The sequence below is a fragment of the Staphylococcus pasteuri genome (genome assembly GCF_030547725.1).
GTDB classification, from domain to species: Bacteria; Bacillota; Bacilli; order Staphylococcales; family Staphylococcaceae; genus Staphylococcus; species Staphylococcus pasteuri.
The window spans coordinates 77331-98257 of the sequence record NZ_JAUOQO010000003.1 but is presented as its reverse complement, the minus strand read 5'-3'; the positions used below and the strand labels follow the sequence as shown (position 1 = coordinate 98257).

General features: G+C 30.7%; 24 protein-coding genes and 1 other annotated feature. Of the genes, 2 read left to right on the top strand and 22 right to left on the bottom strand.

The window, feature by feature from the left end; genetic code table 11:
• Window positions 1-23: 23 nt before the first annotated feature.
• The 10 genes from ruvA to Q4528_RS04050 form a co-directional block, all read right to left on the bottom strand.
• Entirely contained in the window at window positions 24-626 is a 603-nt protein-coding gene (gene ruvA / locus Q4528_RS04095; RefSeq protein WP_046466770.1) for a Holliday junction branch migration protein RuvA, read from the bottom strand.
• A 16-nt stretch (window positions 627-642) separates the two neighbouring features.
• Window positions 643-1098: an ACT domain-containing protein gene (locus Q4528_RS04090; RefSeq protein WP_046466771.1), complete on the bottom strand. Its 456-nt coding sequence runs from the start codon at window positions 1096-1098 to the stop codon at window positions 643-645.
• An 11-nt stretch (window positions 1099-1109) separates the two neighbouring features.
• On the bottom strand, window positions 1110-2402 hold the full coding sequence (obgE, locus tag Q4528_RS04085) for a GTPase ObgE (RefSeq protein WP_046466772.1): 1293 nt from the start codon (window positions 2400-2402) through the stop codon (window positions 1110-1112).
• A 152-nt stretch (window positions 2403-2554) separates the two neighbouring features.
• The gene (rpmA, locus tag Q4528_RS04080; RefSeq protein ID WP_017637055.1) at window positions 2555-2839 is read right to left on the bottom strand and encodes a 50S ribosomal protein L27; all 285 of its coding nucleotides are present in this window, start codon (window positions 2837-2839) and stop codon (window positions 2555-2557) included.
• Between the two features lie 11 nt (window positions 2840-2850).
• Complete coding sequence (locus tag Q4528_RS04075; protein WP_029055696.1) at window positions 2851-3171, bottom strand: ribosomal-processing cysteine protease Prp; 321 nt, start codon at window positions 3169-3171, stop codon at window positions 2851-2853.
• Window positions 3172-3173: 2 nt separating this feature from the next.
• A complete protein-coding gene (gene rplU, locus Q4528_RS04070; protein WP_002451794.1) occupies window positions 3174-3482 on the bottom strand; it encodes a 50S ribosomal protein L21 in 309 nt (102 codons plus the stop codon).
• 280 nt (window positions 3483-3762) lie between these two features.
• Window positions 3763-4284: a rod shape-determining protein MreD gene (gene mreD, locus Q4528_RS04065; RefSeq protein WP_046466773.1), complete on the bottom strand. Its 522-nt coding sequence runs from the start codon at window positions 4282-4284 to the stop codon at window positions 3763-3765.
• The gene (gene mreC, locus Q4528_RS04060) at window positions 4284-5126 is read right to left on the bottom strand and encodes a rod shape-determining protein MreC (RefSeq protein ID WP_046466774.1); all 843 of its coding nucleotides are present in this window, start codon (window positions 5124-5126) and stop codon (window positions 4284-4286) included. Before mreC ends, mreD begins: the two co-directional genes overlap by 1 nt.
• Window positions 5127-5454: 328 nt before the next feature.
• Entirely contained in the window at window positions 5455-5613 is a 159-nt protein-coding gene (locus Q4528_RS04055; protein WP_017637050.1) for a hypothetical protein, read from the bottom strand.
• 83 nt (window positions 5614-5696) lie between these two features.
• Entirely contained in the window at window positions 5697-6167 is a 471-nt protein-coding gene (locus Q4528_RS04050; protein WP_072291850.1) for a DUF4930 family protein, read from the bottom strand.
• Window positions 6168-6327: 160 nt separating this feature from the next.
• On the opposite strand from Q4528_RS04050, the gene Q4528_RS04045 reads away from it, so the two are divergent.
• Window positions 6328-6507, top strand: coding sequence for a hypothetical protein (locus Q4528_RS04045; protein WP_029055694.1), 180 nt, complete (start codon window positions 6328-6330; stop codon window positions 6505-6507).
• Between the two features lie 64 nt (window positions 6508-6571).
• On the opposite strand, the gene Q4528_RS04040 is transcribed toward Q4528_RS04045, so the two are convergent.
• The 5 genes from Q4528_RS04040 to Q4528_RS04020 all read right to left on the bottom strand — a co-directional run bounded on the left by Q4528_RS04040 (window position 6572) and on the right by Q4528_RS04020 (window position 12405).
• Window positions 6572-6853, bottom strand: coding sequence for a hypothetical protein (locus Q4528_RS04040; RefSeq protein ID WP_046466776.1), 282 nt, complete (start codon window positions 6851-6853; stop codon window positions 6572-6574).
• A 67-nt stretch (window positions 6854-6920) separates the two neighbouring features.
• Window positions 6921-7604: a RadC family protein gene (radC, locus tag Q4528_RS04035; RefSeq protein WP_046466777.1), complete on the bottom strand. Its 684-nt coding sequence runs from the start codon at window positions 7602-7604 to the stop codon at window positions 6921-6923.
• The gene (locus Q4528_RS04030; protein WP_072291851.1) at window positions 7601-8311 is read right to left on the bottom strand and encodes a prepilin peptidase; all 711 of its coding nucleotides are present in this window, start codon (window positions 8309-8311) and stop codon (window positions 7601-7603) included. The genes radC and Q4528_RS04030 overlap by 4 nt, the downstream gene beginning before the upstream one ends.
• Before the next feature lie 186 nt (window positions 8312-8497).
• Window positions 8498-9763, bottom strand: a complete 1266-nt coding sequence (locus tag Q4528_RS04025; protein ID WP_303520625.1) for a bifunctional folylpolyglutamate synthase/dihydrofolate synthase — start codon at window positions 9761-9763, stop codon at window positions 8498-8500.
• 11 nt (window positions 9764-9774) lie between these two features.
• A complete protein-coding gene (locus Q4528_RS04020) occupies window positions 9775-12405 on the bottom strand; it encodes a valine--tRNA ligase (protein WP_303520623.1) in 2631 nt (876 codons plus the stop codon).
• Between the two features lie 47 nt (window positions 12406-12452).
• Window positions 12453-12704: a binding site (T-box leader), on the bottom strand.
• Between the two features lie 57 nt (window positions 12705-12761).
• Here Q4528_RS04020 and Q4528_RS04015 point away from each other — a divergent pair.
• Window positions 12762-13319, top strand: coding sequence for a DNA-3-methyladenine glycosylase I (locus tag Q4528_RS04015; protein WP_029055685.1), 558 nt, complete (start codon window positions 12762-12764; stop codon window positions 13317-13319).
• 67 nt (window positions 13320-13386) lie between these two features.
• Here Q4528_RS04015 and Q4528_RS04010 read toward each other — a convergent pair whose 3' ends face one another.
• From Q4528_RS04010 to hemA, 7 genes are all read right to left on the bottom strand, one after another.
• A complete protein-coding gene (locus tag Q4528_RS04010) occupies window positions 13387-14451 on the bottom strand; it encodes an AbrB family protein (protein ID WP_046466781.1) in 1065 nt (354 codons plus the stop codon).
• A gap of 161 nt (window positions 14452-14612) precedes the next feature.
• On the bottom strand, window positions 14613-15899 hold the full coding sequence (gene hemL / locus Q4528_RS04005) for a glutamate-1-semialdehyde 2,1-aminomutase (RefSeq protein ID WP_017638191.1): 1287 nt from the start codon (window positions 15897-15899) through the stop codon (window positions 14613-14615).
• A 31-nt stretch (window positions 15900-15930) separates the two neighbouring features.
• Window positions 15931-16905, bottom strand: coding sequence for a porphobilinogen synthase (hemB, locus tag Q4528_RS04000; protein WP_017638192.1), 975 nt, complete (start codon window positions 16903-16905; stop codon window positions 15931-15933).
• On the bottom strand, window positions 16895-17575 hold the full coding sequence (locus tag Q4528_RS03995) for a uroporphyrinogen-III synthase (RefSeq protein ID WP_046466782.1): 681 nt from the start codon (window positions 17573-17575) through the stop codon (window positions 16895-16897). Before Q4528_RS03995 ends, hemB begins: the two co-directional genes overlap by 11 nt.
• A 21-nt stretch (window positions 17576-17596) precedes the next feature.
• Window positions 17597-18523, bottom strand: coding sequence for a hydroxymethylbilane synthase (hemC, locus tag Q4528_RS03990; RefSeq protein ID WP_046466783.1), 927 nt, complete (start codon window positions 18521-18523; stop codon window positions 17597-17599).
• 70 nt (window positions 18524-18593) lie between these two features.
• Window positions 18594-19406, bottom strand: coding sequence for a cytochrome c biogenesis protein (gene ccsA, locus Q4528_RS03985; RefSeq protein WP_026083527.1), 813 nt, complete (start codon window positions 19404-19406; stop codon window positions 18594-18596).
• A 21-nt stretch (window positions 19407-19427) separates the two neighbouring features.
• A complete protein-coding gene (hemA, locus tag Q4528_RS03980) occupies window positions 19428-20774 on the bottom strand; it encodes a glutamyl-tRNA reductase (RefSeq protein ID WP_303520619.1) in 1347 nt (448 codons plus the stop codon).
• Between the last annotated feature and the right edge of the window lie 153 nt (window positions 20775-20927).

The following is a 20927-nucleotide window of genomic DNA, read 5'->3' as shown; positions in this document are numbered from 1 at the left end:
CTTTCATTTATTAAATTAGGTAATTAAGATACCAACGTTTGTAGACCGATTTTAACTGCTTCATCAACAGAATTGATATTAGATTGTTTTAAAACCTTTTCTACTTTAGACAATTCACGTTTTGAGTAACCTAATGCTTCTAAAGCCAACATTGCTTCCTTAATCATAGGTTCGTTATTTGTAGAATTAGAAGTAATATTCAATAATGTTTCACTATTTTCTTCAGTGATTTGAACTTTACCTTTTAAATCTAACACGATTTGTCGAGCAGTTTTTTTTCCAATGCCAGGAAACTTAGTTAAATACGTATCATTTTCGTTTTCAATTGCTTGTTTTACTTCATTAGGCGTACTAGTAGCAAGTATAGCTAATGCTGACTTAGGACCAATACCAGTCACCTTAATTAAACTTAAGAACATATCTTTCTCTTCTTCATTAATGAAACCATAAAGTAATTGAGCGTCTTCTCTAACAATTAATGACGTATATATTTGAACTTCATTATCTAAATATTTTTGAAAACGGTATGAATTAGGTGTCTGAATCTCATAACCTACTCCGTTTACATCAACAACAACATGTGTTGGGAACAACTGTGTTAACTGCCCTTTAATATACGCGTACATTTTAGCACTTCCTTATTTACATACTCATGCTTATCAATTCAACTTTGGAAACATGCTCGATTTCTCTTAATGCTTTTATTACATCATCAATCATAAGTTTAGATGAAGACGCATTTAATGATAGAGTAATCGTCGCTTTATCTTCCATAGGTACACTTTGATGAATTGTAAGTACTGATAATTCTAATTGAGAAATTGTATTTAATACTTGAGCCAACATTCCAACAATATCATTAACATATAAAATTAATGTAAATTCTCGATGATCTAATAATTTTTCATCAACTGGAAATATGGTTTCTCTATACTTATAGAAAGCACTTCTTGATAAACCGTATTGTTTTACGGCATCATAGATGGACAACTCAGAATTATTTTTCAAAGCATCTTTAATTTTCAGCGTTTTAATTACTGATTCTGGTAAAACGTCTTCGCGAATAAGATAAAATTTCTTATATTCTTTATTGTCCATCTTTCGCACTCCTATTCTATAAATTCAAATTCTCCACCAAGAATTCTTACGATATCTCCATTACTACAACCTCTTGCTCTAAGTGCATCATCAATACCCATAGAACGCATTTGTCTAGCAAATCGACGTACCGCTGGATCACTATTAAAGTCTGTCATCTTGAATGTTCTTTCAATAGCATTACCACTAACAACATAAGCACCATCATCATCTCTAGTAATAGTGAATGTATCTTGAGAAGGAGTATGTTTATATACAACTCTGTTAACTCCAACATTGTCATCTTCTTCAACTGAGAAATCAATATCTTTTACTTTATCTAATTGATCAGCAATTGTATAAAGTAATTGATCGATGTTATTTCTAGAAACCGCTGAAAGTGGGATGATCGTGTGTTCAGTTCCTACTTCTTCTTTAAATAACTCTAAATTATCTTCAGCATCTGGCATATCCATTTTATTAGCAACAATAATTTGTGGTCTATCTTCTAAACGTTGTTTATATGCAACTAATTCTTTGTTTATCACATGATAGTCCTCAACTGGATCTCTGCCTTCCGCACCACTCATATCAATCATATGAACAATAACTTTAGTTCGTTCAACATGACGTAAAAATTGATGACCTAATCCCACTCCGTCTGAGGCACCTTCTATTAGACCAGGTAAATCTGCCATAACGAAACTTCTGTTATCAGGTGTTGATACAACACCTAAGTTTGGTTTAATTGTTGTAAAATGATACGCGCCAATTTTAGGTTTAGCTTTAGATACAATTGATAGCAATGTTGATTTTCCTACACTAGGGAAACCGACTAGACCAACGTCTGCTAGTAACTTCAGTTCTAAAGTTACATCAATTTCTTCACCAGGTTCACCTTTTTCACTGAAGTCTGGTGCTGGGTTTCTAGGTGTAGCAAATCGCGAATTCCCACGACCACCACGACCACCTTTAGCTACAATTGCTCTTTGACCATCTTCTACAAGGTCTGCAAGTACTTCTTCAGTTTCTACGCTTTTAACAATAGTGCCAGGTGGTACTTTTAAGACCAAATCTTCAGCATTTCTACCGTGCATATTACTGCTTTGACCATTTTCACCTTTTTTAGCTTTAAAGTGTGTTTGATATCTAAAGTCTAATAAAGTTCTTAAACCTTCATCTACTTCAAATATTACTGAAGCACCTTTGCCGCCGTCTCCACCTGCTGGTCCACCAAATGGTACGTATTTTTCTCTTCTATATGCAGTAATACCATTACCGCCATCTCCTGCTTTAAGAGATATTTTGACCTGATCGACAAACATATATCTCACCTCTTTTACTTAAATTAGTTTTCATTATCTTTTTAATTATATCATTAAGTGTATTTGTAGAAAAATTTTAGTTCTACCAAAAATTGATTTTTAAACAAAATAAAACACCAGAAGTCTTAACTTCTGGTGTTATCTAGACAAAATTATTCAGCTACTGTATATACAGAAACTTGTTTTTTGTCGCGACCTTTGCGTTCAAATTTAACAACGCCGTCGATTTTAGCGAATAATGTATCATCGCCACCACGACCTACATTTTCACCAGGGTAAATTTTAGTACCACGTTGGCGATAAAGAATTGAACCACCTGTAACGTATTGACCGTCAGCACGTTTAGCACCTAAACGTTTTGATTCAGAGTCACGTCCGTTTTTTGTAGAACTTACCCCTTTTTTAGATGCGAAGAACTGTAAGTTTAATTTTAACATCGGGATACACCTCACTTATAATTTAATCTGATATTTTCATTATATTCTTCTTCAATTGTTTGTAAAGATACAAGCATTGCTTTAAGAATTAATTGTGCTTCATCGTTATCTGTATCAACACTTCTTATATGAAAATGACCACCATCATCGTCATAATCGATATCTGGCTTTTCTGTAGTCAATCCCATAATCGCATTAACACTACCAAATAATACTGCTGAAGCTCCAGCACAGACGATGTCATGACCATATTCACCATGATCAGCATGGCCATCCATAACAACATCTGTTACTTTGCCTTCATCATTAACTGTAATATCAACAGTAATCATTATTACGCGTTAATTTTATCGATAGTTAATTTAGTATATGGTTGACGATGGCCTTTTTTACGTTTAGAGTCTTTACGACGTTTGTAAGTGAATACAGTGATTTTTTTACCGCGACCGTTTTTGTTAACAGTAGCTGTAACAGTAGCACCTTCAACAGTTGGCGCACCAACTTTAACTGAATCTCCACCTACAAATAATACTTTATCAAATGTGAAAGAATCACCTTCATTTACGTCTAATTTTTCAACGTAAATTTCTTGTCCTTCTTCTACTTTGATTTGTTTTCCACCTGTTTCAATAATAGCAAACATACTTTGCACCTCCTATATTATAAGTCACGCCATATATAGGTGACATCATCATTAAGTAAAGCGTTCGCACTCTTCGTTGTTTCATTCGTGATTCGAATCATTTATCTAAATAAACTCATCTCTCACTTATTTCAACGCCTCGATTGTCAATCGCTTTCTTTCTAATGACTTTTAACTTGAGTAAAGCGTTCACTTCACTTCAAATCAATTTGTACTTAAACCTATATTTGAGCGGTTGTATGTAGCCTGAAACTACTCAACTACTGCATCTTACCATTAGTTATATTCTACTGTCAATCTTGTTTTGAATTTTTCTCATAAACTTTAGCATAATAGGATACAAAATAATTAACAATATTAAATTAAGAATGAATGTTGGTAGTAATCTTAATAATAAGAACTCCAATAGGTTAAATTGGATAAACCCTATCACACCATAAATAATGGCAACATAAATTTCTAAAAATATAGTACTTAATAGAATTACAATGAACAACATGACAGTATCTCTGTAAAATATTTTAAAGAGTCTATCCATAATAACTACTGCTAAAATGTAACCAAACATATACAATCCGTATATGCTTCCTAAATACAAGTCAGTAATAAGTCCGAAGAATATTGCAAGTATAACAGCTACACCAAAACTTCGGTATATCGTTAAAATTAATAAATACATTAAAGTTAAGTGTGGCACAAATATAACGTCAATTTTACCGAAATGCATTGGGATTACTATTCCTATCACTGTATCTATATAGAATAAAATAATCCCAATTAAGAAATAATAAATTCCCCGCATTAGTTATCCCCGCTTTCGTCATCGGGAATTGTTGAAGCATCACGTTTTGCAACATATACATGACTTAAATCAGATAAATCTGCACCTGTTTTCACTCTTACTTCTTTTGCTAAACCATATTGGTCATTTTCAACACTTGTAACTTCTCCTATGTATAAACTGCTTGGAAGTTGATCGGCTAAACCACTAGTGACTACTTTATCTCCCTTAGAGATGCTATCTTTATTATTGATATCACTAATAACTAGCTCTTCGTTTTTTGCATCATAGTGATCGATTAATCCAAATACATTTTTAGATTTATGTTGAATATTAACAGATAGTTTACCTGCACGTGTATTTGTTGATATTAAATCTACTTGTGAAGAAAATTGGTTAACTTTAGTTGTTCTACCAACAAGTCCTTCTGAGGTCATAACTGCCATGTTATTTTTAATACCAGCTTTTGAACCTTTATCAATCACAATTGTATTCATCCATTGATCCGGATTTCTAGAAATAACTGTTGTAGATATCGGATCATATTTAGATATATCTTTCATATCTAGTTCTTTTTTAAACATCTTATTTTCAGCCTCTAATTGTTGATTTTTGGCTTCTAATTGTTTAATTTTACTCTTCGTTTCCTTTGATTCACCCTGATTAAAAAAATTACCAATAGCTCCAGTAACAAAATTCACAGGATAACTTATCAGTCGCTGCCCGAAAGATACAGAATCCCCTACATATTGCTCGGGAGGTGATTGAGATTGAGAGCGAATAGACAAACCAATTAATGCAATAAAAACAATTATTGCACATAAAACAACAATGAGTTTGTTATTTTTGAAAAATTTAAGCACCCATAACACCTCTTATAATACTTTAAAAATTTATTCTTCTTTACTATTCTATATTACTGCTGAAATGAAATAAAGCACTAACTCTCATTAAAAAGTAATTTTATTAAAGCGTAAGATCAAAAAAATAAAATAAATCTCTCAAGATGCGTTTTACTCTAGCTTTAGTCTTTTTAATGTTTGTTAACTTTGATTACCCTGTATATAAAACGGAATGTAACTCATTTTTCTTCTATATATAATATTTCAACCCATTTATTATTTAAAATAAATAAAAAAGCTACTAACTTAATTAAAGTCAGCAGCTTAAAAGCAAATTATTTCTAATCAATTACTCATTATTTTTTTGTTGTTTTGCTTGTTTTTCTTGTTCTTTACGTTCTTTTTTCTCATCTTCACTATATAATGTTTCTTCTTTTCTCCAACGAGCAAATAGATTTTGAGCTTTAGTTTGTTCGTTGGCACGTTGTTCTTTAGATTTTTCAACCATTGTCCACACCAACCTTTTTATTACTCTATATATAAAGGCTAACTTATTTGGAGCATGATTTCAAACATACACTACAATTAATGTTAATAAGCTTGGTTATTTTTCAATTCAATATTTTGACCTAATTTATGTAAATCTTGTTGCATTTCAAATTCATTATTATAAACTCTGATTGAATCAGATCCAAATTTATATATAATAAATTCGTCTCCTCTTTGGCCTGCTAAATACTCATCATTGTAGCCCATTCTACCTATGCCTGATACTGACATAAATTCTTTTTTATCTATCATATTAAATACATTTTTTATTTGACTTGTCGGTACGTTTTTAATGATATCATTATCTTCAAGTGAATAACGCTTACCATGTTGCGGTTGTTTAGCATTATTAACAGGGTTATCCATATTTCTTTCTGTTTGATTTGGAGGATTACTTATAGGGTTCCACTCTTGATCTCTTAAAAATGGCGCATACTTTAATGCGATATAAATAATGATTAAAATGGCAATGACTGCTATAATGTTTTTTATTATGCTAAATATGAATCTCATTATATATCCTCCCTTTCCATTTAAACTATTATATATAATCACAATATAAAAATATATAGGGCTAGGGTTGTATCATAGATATATCTATAGACTGATGTCTTATTTATTAAAATTTATTATGATATAAATATGAGTTTCATGCTGTTAGGAGGTTTCCTTTATGAGTTTATTATCAATCATACTGATTGTATTACTTGTTATCTTACTCTTTAGAGTAGGTGTATCAATATTAAGATTTTTAATATCAGCTGGTATTATCATTTTATGTTTGTATCTTGTTTATCAAGGTATTGTATGGCTTATGGATAATTATGATAATTTAATCGCTTATATTCAATAATATAAAAGCTATGAAAATGAACAGTTTTATTGTAATGTTCAATCTTCATAGCTTATTTTTTAAGTTATTTTTTAAACGTATTTGATAAGAAATTAAAGAAAATATAACTTAATGCAAGTAATATTCCCCAAATTACACCAACTATAATAGATCCAATAATGACAAGTAAAATGGAATTGTGGGATTTCGTTACCATTGTTCCGATAGTTGTTGTAATTACTATTCCGACTACAGAATAACCAATTGTGTGTAAAAATAATTTCAAATTCATACCTTGGTTTTTAGCATTTAATCGCATAATAAATATAATTGGAATCAATACACCAATTATAAGAAATATAGTCATTTAATGACCTCCTGGCTTATCTTTTCCTTTATTATACTATTCATTAAAAATTAATTCTAGAAACAGTTTATTCTTCTTCAAAATACCCTAACTCTACTAAACTAGTGAATTGATTATCACCAATAATAATATGGTCTAATAAATGTATTCCTAAAATCACTCCACATTCCCTTAATCTAAACGTAGTATTAATATCTTCTTCTGAAGGTGTCACATCACCTGATGGATGATTATGAACAACTATCATAGCATTGCACGATTCTTTAATTGCAACATTAAATATTTCTCTAGGATGTATGATAGAACTGTTCAAAGTTCCTATAAAAACACATTTTTGCTTAATAACCACGTTTTTTGAATTTAACAATAAAACATAAAAATGTTCCTGTTCTAAATCCTTTAATTTAGACATCATTAAATCTGCTACATCACTTGGACAAGTTATTTTTACTGATTCATGATGAGATAAACAATTCATTCTTTCACCAAGTTCAAATGCTGCTTTCAAAGTAATTGCTTTATAATAACCTATCCCCTTCACTTTAATTAAGTCTTTAATAGAAAGTTTTTTTAAATCTTTAAGTGACGATGTATGACTTAATAATTCATTTGCTATATCAATACTTGAATATCCTTTTCTACCAGTATTAATTAATATAGCTAACAATTCAGAATTAGATAGAGTATCAGTACCATAAGTAAGTAAACGTTCTCTAGGTTTCTCTGATGTTGCCATTTCTTTGATTTTCATATAAATATTCCTCCTAAAAATTCATTCAATAGTGGAAAGTAACTAGATACAAAAATAAATGATAAAAATATAAATGGAATAAGCGGAATGCGAGTGATATTGGGATTCAAGAAGATTTTAATGAAGATTGAAATGAATCCTCCAATTATGAAAGTAAAAAGTACAACGTAAAATATATATTCAATAGGTAAAAATAAAGAGAGTATATTAAAGAGAAGAATGTCACCATATCCAATATATTGATGGATAATTAAATAGCAAATATGACTAATGATAAAAGTTAAAAAGAATGAATGTGGAAAAGTGTGATTTGTGAAGAACAATATAAGTAAGAACATAATCAAAAAATGAATATTAATAGAGAAATAATCTATATCATTGAGAGACATAATTAATAAAAATAGATAGATTGTTAAATATATTTGGGGATTAGTATGGATTAAATTGTAGTAAATCAATGGTATGGGAAGCAGTGCTAGGATCTCACCAATTATGTAATTATATTTCAAACGTTTATGGCAGCACCTTGAAGTACCTCTAAGTATGAGGAAACTAAAAATTGGAATTAAATCAATATATTTAATAGTTGTTTTGCAATAATCACATGTTGATCTTGTTATTAAATATTGTAATCCTACTTTATCTATCGTAGAGAACTGATATAAAAAACTAAATAGTATCGAAGAGAAAAAAGCATAAACTAACATTAAGCACCCCTTTCAAATACATTATATCACAACAATAAAATAATTAAATATTATTTAATTGTTATATAATTCATAACCAACCTATATGAAATTAATATACAAAAAACTGCCGATACAATTTTTAATTTGTATCGACAGTTTAATAAAGCCTCTTAAAATATAAGGATAATACTGCAACTTACTTATTTATTCAAAATTTAATCTAGCTTTAACTTCACTTATAAAATATAAACTACCAGTAATGACGAGACCATGTCCATTATAATTTTCAATAAACTTCGTATAATCATCAACTAATTCAACATTTTCAATGTTTTTATTCTCGATGATTTCTTCTTTTGCTAAAGCTTTAGGAAAATTAAAATCAGTCACGTAAAATTTAGAAGCAATTTCTTCCAATTTATCTAACATGTCACTAATAGGTTTACCTTTAATTGCTGAAAATAATATATCAATTTGATCTCTGCCATAATAATATTTAATAGTATCAATTAATGCTTCTACACTTTCATTATTATGGGCACCATCAATAATCATTAAAGGTTGATCTTTAACTTGTTCAATTCTGCCTACCCAGTTTACATTTTCGATGCCATCTATCATTTTGTTAAAGTCTAATTCAATAATGTCTGCTTCATTTAATTCAATTAGTGCAGTTATTGCTAATGCAGCATTTTCTTTCTGATGATCACCTAGCATATTTAAAATGATAGTTTCTAATTCATAATCTTTATATCTATAAGTAAATTTATCGTCTTGAGAAACTACAACAATTTCTCTATCCAGTTCAATAGGTGTTGCATTTTGTTCAACTGCATAGTCACGAATATATTTCAAAGCATCTTCGTTTTTCACAGAATATATTATCGGTGTATTAGGTTTAATGATATCACCTTTATCTTTAGCTATATCTAAATAACTATTTCCTAAAATATCAGTATGATCTAAACCTATACTCGTTAAAATAGAAATAATTGGATTAAATACATTCGTTGAATCATTTTTTATACCTAAGCCCGCTTCGATAATAACAAAATCAACAGGGTGTATTTCTCCAAAATATAAAAACATCATTGTTGTAATAATTTCAAATTCTGTTGCATTACCAAGCTCAGTTTCTAGTTCTAAAGTTTCACTTACAGGTTTTACACGAGAGACAAGTTCAACAATCTCGTCATTTGTAATTGGTTGGCCATTTAAACTTATACGCTCATTAAATGTTTCGATATAAGGAGAAGTAAAAGTCCCTACTTCATAATTATTCTCAACCAATGCTGATCTTAAATAAGCCACAGTTGAACCTTTGCCATTCGTACCACCAACATGTATTCCTTTTATATTATCTTGAGGATTATTTAGTTTTTCTAACATCCATTCCATACGTTTCACGCCTGGTTTGATGCCAAACTTCGTTCTTTCATGTATCCAATAAAGGCTTTCAAGGTAATTCATGACACATACTCCTATGATTTTAATTGTTCAATTCTTGCTTTAACACCATCATATTTTTCTTTATAATGCTTTTGCTTTTCTTTTTCTTCATTAATAATTTTTTCGGGTGCTTTATTTACAAAGTTTTCGTTGGCTAATTTCTTATCTACTCGGTCAAGTTCACTTTGCAATTTATCTAATTCTTTTTCTAAACGAGCAATTTCTTTATCCATATCAATTAATCCTTCTAAAGGTAAAATGACTTTGCCTGCTAATACTACAGAAGTCATAGCTTTTTCAGGAATTTCGATATTCACATCTATATTTAATTCACTAGGATGACAGAATCGTTCAATGTAATCAGCATTTTCAGTAAGTGTTGATTTAATATTTTCATCTTTAGCTTGAATCATAATTGGTATCGCTTTAGATAAAGGTGTATTAACTTCAACTCGTGATTGTCTTACTGATTTAATAATCTCAACTAGTTGTTGCATCGTTTGTTTACTATCATCAAACATTAATTCTTGGTTTACTGTAGGCCATGCTGCATTAACAATTGTTTCTCCTTCATGAGGCAAGCTTTGCCAAATTTTTTCAGTAACAAATGGCATAAATGGATGCAACATTCTCATAATACGATCTAATACATAACTTAGTACAGAACGTGTTATTTGTTTTTGTTCTTCATCTTCACCATTCATTGGTATTTTACTCATTTCAATATACCAATCACAGAACTCATCCCAAATGAAGTTATATAACGCACGACCTACTTCACCGAATTCATATTTATCACTTAAATCAGTCACTGTCGCAATCGTTTCATTTAATCTAGTTAAAATCCATTTATCTGCTAAAGATAAGTTACCAGATAAATCGATATCTTCAACATTAAATTCTTCCCCAATATTCATTAAACTAAATCGTGCTGCATTCCAAATTTTATTAATAAAATTCCATACAGATTCAACTTTTTCTGTTGAATAACGCAAATCTTGTCCTGGTGCTGAACCAGTAGCTAGGAAGTATCTTAAACTGTCTGCCCCATATTCATCGATAACATCCATTGGGTCTACACCATTACCGAGAGACTTACTCATTTTGCGCCCGTCTTCTGCTCTAACTAAACCATGTAATAGAACATCATTAAAAGGTCTACGATCTGTGAATTCAAGACCTTGGAAAATCATACGAGCTACCCAGAAGAAAATAATATCATAACCAGTTACAAGTGCATTGGTAGGGAAATAACGTTTAAAATCATCAGCATCAGTATCTGGCCAACCTAAAGTTGAAAACGGCCATAGCGCACTTGAGAACCATGTATCTAAAACATCTTCATCTTGAGTCCAGTTCTCAATATCTTCTGGCGCACTTTCACCTACAAAAATTTCACCTGTTTCTTTATGATACCAAGCAGGAATTTGGTGGCCCCACCATAATTGTCTTGAAATAGTCCAATCACGAATTTCTTCCATCCAACGATTAAAAGTATTTTCAAATCTAGGAGGATAAAAATCGATACGATCATCAGTTTTTTGATTATCTAACGCACGTTGTGCTAATGGCTTCATTTTTACAAACCATTGTGTTGATAAATATGGTTCGACTACAGCACCAGATCTTTCAGAATGTCCTACTGAATGTTCGTGCTCTTCAATTTTAATAACTAAATCTTGCTCTTTTAAATCTTCAACTAGTTGTTTACGACATTCGAATCTTTCAAGTCCTTCATATTTTCCAGCTTTATCATTCATATGACCTTTTTCATCCATAACGATGATGTTTTCTAAATCATGACGTTGACCAATTTCGAAGTCATTAGGATCATGTGCAGGTGTTACTTTCATTGCACCAGAACCAAATTCAATATCGACATATTCATCTGCTAAAATAGGTAGTTCTCTTCCCACAATTGGTAATATAACTTTTTTCCCTATAACATCTTTATATCTTTCATCATTAGGGTTAACAACAATCGCTGTATCACCTAACATTGTTTCTGGTCGAGTCGTTGCAATTTCAATATATCCATCGCCGTCTGCATATGGATATTTTAAATGATAAAACGCACCTTGAACATCTTCATGGATAACTTCAATATCAGATAATGCAGTACGCGCTTGAGGATCCCAGTTAATAATACGTTCTCCTCTATAGATAATACCTTTATTATAAAGATCTACGAATACTTTTTTAACAGCTTTACTTAAGCCATCATCTAAAGTAAAACGTTCTCTACTATAATCAAGTCCAAGTCCTAATTTAGACCATTGTTGGCGAATAAATGAAGCATATTCTTCTTTCCAATCCCAAGCTTGTTCTAAAAATTTCTCACGACCGATATCATGACGAGAAATACCTTGTTCATTAAGTTTAGCTTCAACTTTAGCTTGAGTAGCAATTCCGGCATGGTCCATGCCTGGTAAATATAACGTGTCATATCCTTGCATACGTTTCATACGTGTAATAATATCTTGTAATGTAGTATCCCAAGCATGACCTAAATGTAATTTACCGGTCACATTAGGTGGTGGAATTACTATTGTGTAAGTTTCTTTATTTGTATCTTCTGATGGTTTAAAGTAACCATTTTTCACCCATTCATCATATCTTCCCGCTTCTACTTCGCGTGGATTATATTTTGGTTTCATTTCCATATTGTTGTTTCCTCCTCAAAAAATAAAAAAGAACACCCTTCCTATTATCATAGGACGGATGTTCCGTGGTACCACCTATATTCAAGAAAGTATTTTAGATTAAGATTTTATCTTATCCTATACTTTCGAGCACTCTAGAATTGATTAACGCTCAAACACGCTTTTGCCTACTATCGATACATCTATTCAGCAAAAGAACTTAGTGGGCTACCTTCAGTAACAATTATCTATGTATTTTCACCAACCATACACTCTCTATTAAATAATTAAAACCTACTCTTCCCAAACATTATATTCATTTACTTAATTATAGTATAATGGAAATTCACATAAGTCAATCTATTAGGAGGAATTTTATGAACCCTTGTGCCTTTGGTACTAAAGATCCTATTTATATTGAATATCATGATCAAGTATGGGGACAACCCATGTATGATAGCAAAGATTTATTTAAATTATTAGCCTTAGAATCTCAACATGCTGGACTGTCCTGGCTTACTATATTAAAAAAGAAAGCGTCGTATGAGGAAGCTTTTTATCAATTTGAACCTGAAAAAGTTGCATCAATGACTGAAGATGATGTCGATAGATTAATGGATTTTCCTAATATTATTCATAACCGTAAAAAAATAGAAGCTATTATTGGCCAAGCTAAAGGTTATTTAAAAATTGAACAAGATTATGGTAGCTTTAGTGACTATTTATGGTCATATGTTGATGGTAAACCTATAGATTTGGGATATGAAGTACCTGAAGATCGAATTACCGTTGATGAACGTGCAACTCAACTTTCTAAAGATTTAAAGAAATACGGATTTAAATTTCTAGGTCCAGTCACAGTATTTTCATTTTTAGAAGCTGCAGGTCTATATGATGCACATTTAAAAGACTGTCCTCAAAAACCTAAGCATTAATTAGATATAATATATAAGCGCATATAATTGGTATACAATCACACCATTTATATGCGCTTATTATAATTTATTGCTGTCTAGCTCTATATTTTAGGAAATAATTGATTAAAGGCGCTATTAAAAATAATATAAAAAAGATTCTAAATATATGATAACTTGAAATCATAGCTACATCTGCACCAGTTTCGATAGCAACCAATACTATCTGACTCATACCTCCTGGAGCAGCCCCTAGGAATAATTCATTAATAGAATCATGCGTGAATAGATGTAATACACATACCATTATAAATGCAGCTATAATGAGCATTATATTTTGAAATGCAATAGCAACCGCAATTCTTCCTTTTAAATCTGAAAGTAGTCTTGCAATTTGTAAGCCTATTCTAATCATATAGATTACTTGTGCAGAAGCGAGCAACCAGTTGTCTAATGCAAAAGTAATATCAGTAGATATATTCCATATAATTAATACAACAATTGGTGCTAATAACTGTTTTGTAGGAAAATTAATTTTTGTCATTAGCCAATATACTAAAATAATGGAGACAATTAATATACAAACTTGCCAAAAATTTAGTACATGAGTTAGCGGTTGTGCTTTAACTATATGTCCTTCACTACTTTGATCGTTTTTAAAGAAATATGAAATTAATGGGACTAAGATGACTACAAATATAATACGTGATGTTTGTGTTAAACTCACTACCAGTATGTTCGCTTTTTTATCTTCTTCAGCCATGACTAACATTTGGCTCAATGCTCCTGGAATCACACTCAATATAGCCGTTTCAGTATTAACTTTAGCTATTTTTTTAAAGAAATAAGCAATTAATAATGCTAAAACTAATAATAATACTGACACTAATACAATTGAAAACCAGCTTGCTTGAATATCTTTTATTACAGTTCTAGTAAAAGTAGAACCAATTTGTACACCTAAACAAATCAATCCGATTTGGCTTAACCAAAATGGCCATTTTATATCTAATTTAAATACTTTAATACATAAAATGGCGGCTATGATAGGACCGAACATAAATGGCAATAAGATATGTGATACTTTTAGAAGCAAACTTATCAACACAGATAATACCAAGATTATCAGGTTATTTATATATATTGTTTTCATTCACACACTACCTTTATTAAAGTATCAGGATTTATTATAATTACGTTATTTTATTATACCAATACTAGCTATATATTAAACGAGCCATACTCATTTGCTTAGCAAAAAGTATGGCTCTTTTAATATAATTCAAAACATCAATTTCTATTTTAAATAATTAGTTATTTTACAATTCGACTTAATGAATTATCAAAGGCTTGAATTGTTTTTTCAATATCTTCTTTAGTGTGTGCAGTTGATAAAAATGTACCTTCAAATTGAGATGGTGGTAAGAATACGCCTTCTTTTGCCATTTCTCTATACATCTCACTAAATAATTTTAAATCACTTTTATTTGCTTGTTCAAAGTTTGTAACTGGACCTTCATTTAGGAAGTATCCAATCATTGAACCAGCACGGTTAACAGTAATTGGAACATTATGTTTTGCAAACACTTCTTTTAATCCTTTTTCAAGCAAGTCACCTAATTCATTGAAATAATCATATGATTCTGGTGTTAATTGACTTAAAGTTTCGTAGCCACTTGTCATTGCTAAAGGATTACCTGATAAAGTACCCGCTTGATAAATATTTCCTACAGGAGCTATTTGGTCCATAATTTCTTTTTTACCACCAAATGCGCCTACTGGTAAACCTCCACCAATAACTTTACCTAAACATGTTAAATCAGGTGTTACACCAAAATATCCTTGAGCACAATTATAGCCAACTCTAAAACCAGTCATAACTTCATCAAATATCAATAGAGAGCCATATTCATTAGTTATATCTCTTAGACCTTGTAAAAATCCTTCAACTGGAGGAACAACACCCATATTACCTGCTACTGGTTCAACGATGATACCCGCAATGTCATCACCATATTTTTCAAAAGCAAGACGTAAAGATTCAAGATCATTATAAGGAACTGTGATAGTATTTTTAGCGATACCTTCTGGAACACCAGGTGAATCTGGTAAACCTAATGTAGCAACGCCTGACCCTGCTTTAATTAATAATGAATCACTATGACCATGATAGCACCCTTCAAATTTAACTATTTTATTACGTCCTGTATAACCACGTGCTAATCTTAACGTATCTAATGTTGCTTCAGTTCCTGATGATACCATTCTAACTTTTTCAATTGATGGAACTCGATCAATTACTAATTGCGCTAATTTATTTTCTTGTAATGTTGAAGCGCCGAAGCTTGTACCATTATCTACAGCTTTGTGAAGATTTTCGATAACTTGTTTATTTTTATGACCTAAAATAAGTGGCCCCCAACTAAGTACATAGTCGATATATTCATTACCATCTATATCGTAAATTTTTGAACCTTCTGCATGATCCATAAAAATAGCTGGTGTATCTACTGATTTAAAAGCACGAACCGGGCTATTAACACCACCTGGCATTAAGTCTTCAGCAACTTCCATTGCTTTAATTGATTTTTCATATCCCATTGTATTTGCCTCCTCTTTATTAATCATTTGGTTATTTATCTAAATACTGGCAAATATCTTTAGCAAAGTAAGTAATAATCATATCTGCACCAGCACGTTTCATTGAAACCATTTGTTCCATAACTACTTTTTCTTCATCAATCCAACCATTTAAAGCAGCTGCTTTAGTCATACTATATTCCCCACTTACATTATATGCAACAACAGGAATATTAGTATTATTTCTAACATCGCGAACAATATCTAAGTAACTTAAAGCTGGTTTAACAATCATCATGTCACAACCTTCTTTTAAATCACTTTCTAATTCTCTAAGCGCTTCTAAACGATTGGCAGGATCCATTTGATATGTCTTACGATCTCCAAATGAAGGAGCAGAATCAGCTGCATCTCTAAACGGTCCGAAGAAACTTGATGCATATTTAATACCATAACTCATAATTGGTACATTTTGATATCCTGCATCATCTAATCCTTGTCTAATTTCTGTTACAAAGCCATCCATCATATTACTTGGTGCTATGATGTCTGCACCTGCTTCTACTTGAGAAATAGCAGTTTTAACTAATAAAGGTAAAGATTTATCATTATCAACATCATGAGTATGATCATCAATGACACCACAATGACCATGGTCTGTATATTCACATAAACATGTGTCTGCTACGATTAATAAATCACTGTACATTTTTTTAGCTATTCTAGTTGCTTCTTGAATGACACCATTATGATCATATGCACCAGAACCAACATCATCTTTTTCATTAGGTACACCGAAGAACATAATTGCTCTAATACCTAAATCATAAGCTTCTTTTATTTCTTCATGTAATAAATTCAAGCTAATTTGATATATACCTGGTAGTGATTTAATTTCACTTTTCACATCATCTTTTTCAACTACAAATATAGGATAAATTAAATCTTCTTTTCTAACATGTGTTTCTCGCACCATATCTCGCATTGTTCGAGAAGAACGTAATCTTCTATGTCTATCAAATTTCATTTTTGTCCCTACTTTCTAATATTTTATCTATTATCGACGCTAATGTTTGTTTATTTGCAACCTTTACTGTTTGATTAAAAGAATGAAGTGTTTCAGCCGTTTGCTTACCAATTGCAAAGTAATGATCAAACTTAGGTATCGGGTCTTCATTAAAATAATAACGCACTGAAGACGAACTTGAAAATGTTAAAGCATCAATTTTTTGATTATTGATTAGTGATTTCACTTCATTTATATGTTGATAATTAGGTATAGGTTCATACAAGTCAATTTTAACTACATCATTTGTTTTTGATAACTCATCATATAAATACGGTCTAGCTTGTTTACTAGAAGGTAAAAGTATCTTTTGATTATATTCTGAGAATTGATTTATAAATCCTTCTTGTGAATAATCTTTTGGAATAAAATCTACTGATATATCTAATGATTGACAATATTCAGCAGTTTTTTTACCTATTGCAGCTACCTTTTGATAATTTACCAAATTCATATATTTTAAAAAATATTTGACTGCATTTTTAGACGAAAAAATAAGCCAGTCATAGTTATTTTTTAACAAGTTTTCATCAAAATAAAGTGATTGTATGTCTATAAATGGTTTATGAATAATCTCAACCAAATCACTTTGAAATTTACTTGTTTGTGTCATAACTACAACTGGTCTCATTTTTAAGTGTCACCTCGAAGATTATTGTTCTTCATTTAATTTTCTAATAATTTCATAAGCACCTTGTTCTTTTAAAACACGGCTAACTTCTTTACCAAGTTCTATTGGAGAAGTACCTATAGCAGTATGTTCATATCGTTCAGTACCATCAGGTGTCATGATTAATCCTGTAAATTCTATTTCTTTACTGCCATTAATCGTAGCATAACCACCGATAGGAACTTGACAACTACCATCCATCTCAGCTAAAAATGTTCTTTCAGCAGTCACGCATTTTTCTACATCTTCGTTATGAACTTCTTTTAAAAGTTCTAACAATTCAGCATCATCGCTTCTACATTCAATACCTAATGCACCTTGACCAATGGCTGGAAGTAAAATATCTTTATCTAAATAAGTTGTCACTATATCATCTGACCAACCCATACGCTTTAGCCCAGCAGCAGCAAGTATAATTGCATCATAATCTTCAGTTTCTAATTTTTTTAGACGAGTATCAATATTACCTCTAATCCATTTTATTTCTAAATGTGGATATTTGGCTAAAATTTGAGCACCTCTTCTTAACGAACTTGTTCCAACAATGCTTCCTTCTGGCAACTCTCTTAGAGGAGTATGATCTTGAGAAATATATGCATCAAATGGAATTTCTCTATCAGGAATACATCCTAATGTAAGTCCTTCTGGAATTATACTTGGGACGTCTTTTAAAGAATGAATAGCCATATCTATTTCTTTATTGAATAATTCGTTTTGGATTTCTTTAACAAATAAACCTTTGCCACCAACTTTAGATAACTGTTTATCAACAATACGGTCACCTTTAGTTACTATTTCTTTAATTTCTATATCTAAGTCAGGTCGTACTTGTTTCAACTTATCTATAAATTGTTGACTTTGTGTTAAGGCTAGTTTACTTCTTCGAGATCCAACCACTAACTTACGCATTTTGCTGCCTCCTAAACAATCACTCAATCTTATTATATATTTCAATGCTATTAATTTTAACTACTATTAATTATGAGAAATGAGTAGTAAAAAACAAATTAATCATGCATAAACAGAATAAAATAATATTAAAGTATATAAGATATCTTTGAATGAAAACTTTTCTCACTCTAAATATTAAATAAATACCATACAATATTGTAATGATAGTTGAAAAGATAACTTTAGGATCAATAAAGATTCGTTCTCCTACAGAGAAAACACCCCATTGAGCGCCTAAAATAATACTAATTATGAGTATAATCCAACCTGCTAAAGTTGTAAAAAATACAATAGATTCAAGTGTGGCTACACTTCCGATTCTAAAGTATTTTTGATCAAAATTCTTTTCTTTTAAATTACGATATTGAATGATATAAAGTAAACAATTTACAAATGCTAGTGCAAAAAAGGCATAACTCAATATAGCTAAACCTATATGAACAAGTAATAATTCATTGATTACTGCAATTTGCTGAACTTGGCTATGATATCTATTAGGTTCAAACGTAATCATTGCCATAAGGATAAAACCAATTAAATTCAAAAAGAAAACAGAAAAATTTAATGTTTTTATTAAATTCAAAATCAGTGATATTGAAATAATAATCCACGTCAACGAGAAAAATACGTCGAATAAAGAACCTAATGGCACATGTTTTGTTTGTATAATAAAAACAGATAAAGAGATTGTTTGTAAAACCCAAACAATCCCTAATGTATACATGCCAAATACTCTAATCTTATGACTTTTACGTACAAAATCTAGAAAATAGCAAACAATGCTTATCAAATATATAATTAATATTATTTCATGAAATCTAATAAACAGGTTTTCTTGCATATCATCACCATATTAATATGCTTATTCAAAACTAAAAATTCGACGAGCCGAAATTTCTTTAGCCTTACTTTCTTTGTGCTGTCTTGCTTGTTCATAAGGATTTTCAGCTTCTATGTCAAAAATGCTTTGAAAGAGCTCTAATTTTTCGTTACTTTTCTTATCACTACTTAATTCTTTAGCCTGCTTAATAGGATCTTTTAACATTTGGTTAATAATACTTTTCGTATGTTTAGAAATGATTTTTCTTTCTCTTTCTGATAAATCAGGTAACTTTCTATCAATACTTTCCATAGTCTCAGATTGAATATTCATTGCTTTTTCACGTAATGCTCTAATAACTGGTACCACACCTAACATATTTACCCAGTCATTATGAGTTTCAATTTCACTAGGTATTTGCTCAACAATAGTTTGTGCAGCTAACTGACGTTCTCTTAAGTTCGCATCTACGAGTCCTTTTAAATCATCTACGTCGTAGTTGAAAATATTGTTAATGGCATCAATACCTGGTTCTATGTCTCGTGGAACTGCAATATCAACGAGTAATAAAGAATCTAATTTACGATGATTAGCAATAGATTCAATCATATCGTTGGTAATGATATATGATTCTGAGCTTGTAGAACTGATGACAATATCAGCATGTTGTAATAAAGTTGGTAATTCATCTAAAGATTGATAGTTGACTTGATGTTTTTCAGCTAAGATTTTAGCTTTACTCAAAGTTCTATTAACAATAGTTATATCTGTAATTCCTGATCCTAAAAGATTTAAGAGTGATAATTCACTCATTTCCCCTGCACCAATAATGACAGCTTGTTTGTGTTTTAGTTTTCCGAATACCTTTTTAGCTAATTCAACAGCTGCATATGAAACACTAACAGCATTATCTGCAATATCAGTTTCACTATGCGCTTTTTTAGCAAAAGTAATAGCCTGTTTAAATAAATGATTAAAAATTGTTCCTGTTGTACCTGTTTCTTGAGCTAAGAAAAATGCATCTCGCATTTGACCAAGAATTTGTGTTTCACCAAGTACAATAGAATCTAATCCAGAAATAACTCGCAATAGATGTTCTACTGCTTCGTCCCCCACTTTAACTTCTGACATATCTTTAATATCATCTACTTCAAATCCAAATTTACGTGCTAAAAATCTTTGGACGTAATAACGACCTGTATGGATTTGATCAACAACGGCGTATACTTCAGTACGATTGCATGTAGATAAAATAACATCTTCTAAGATGGATTTAGTTTCATATAAATCTTCATGGGCTAATCGTAAGGCATCATCTCTAAAAGCAACCTGCTCTCTTAGTGCTACATCAGCAGTTCGATGATTAATGCTTATTGCTATAAAATGCATTTATAACGCCCTCCATATACTTACAATAACACAAGTATAACACATTTGAATCTTTTATTAAGTCGATTGCTCAAATAAATTAGAAAGATTCTAATCTACATTCAATTTTTTGTCAAAATTGTTACTAATTTCTTTATACCTCATAAAAATATT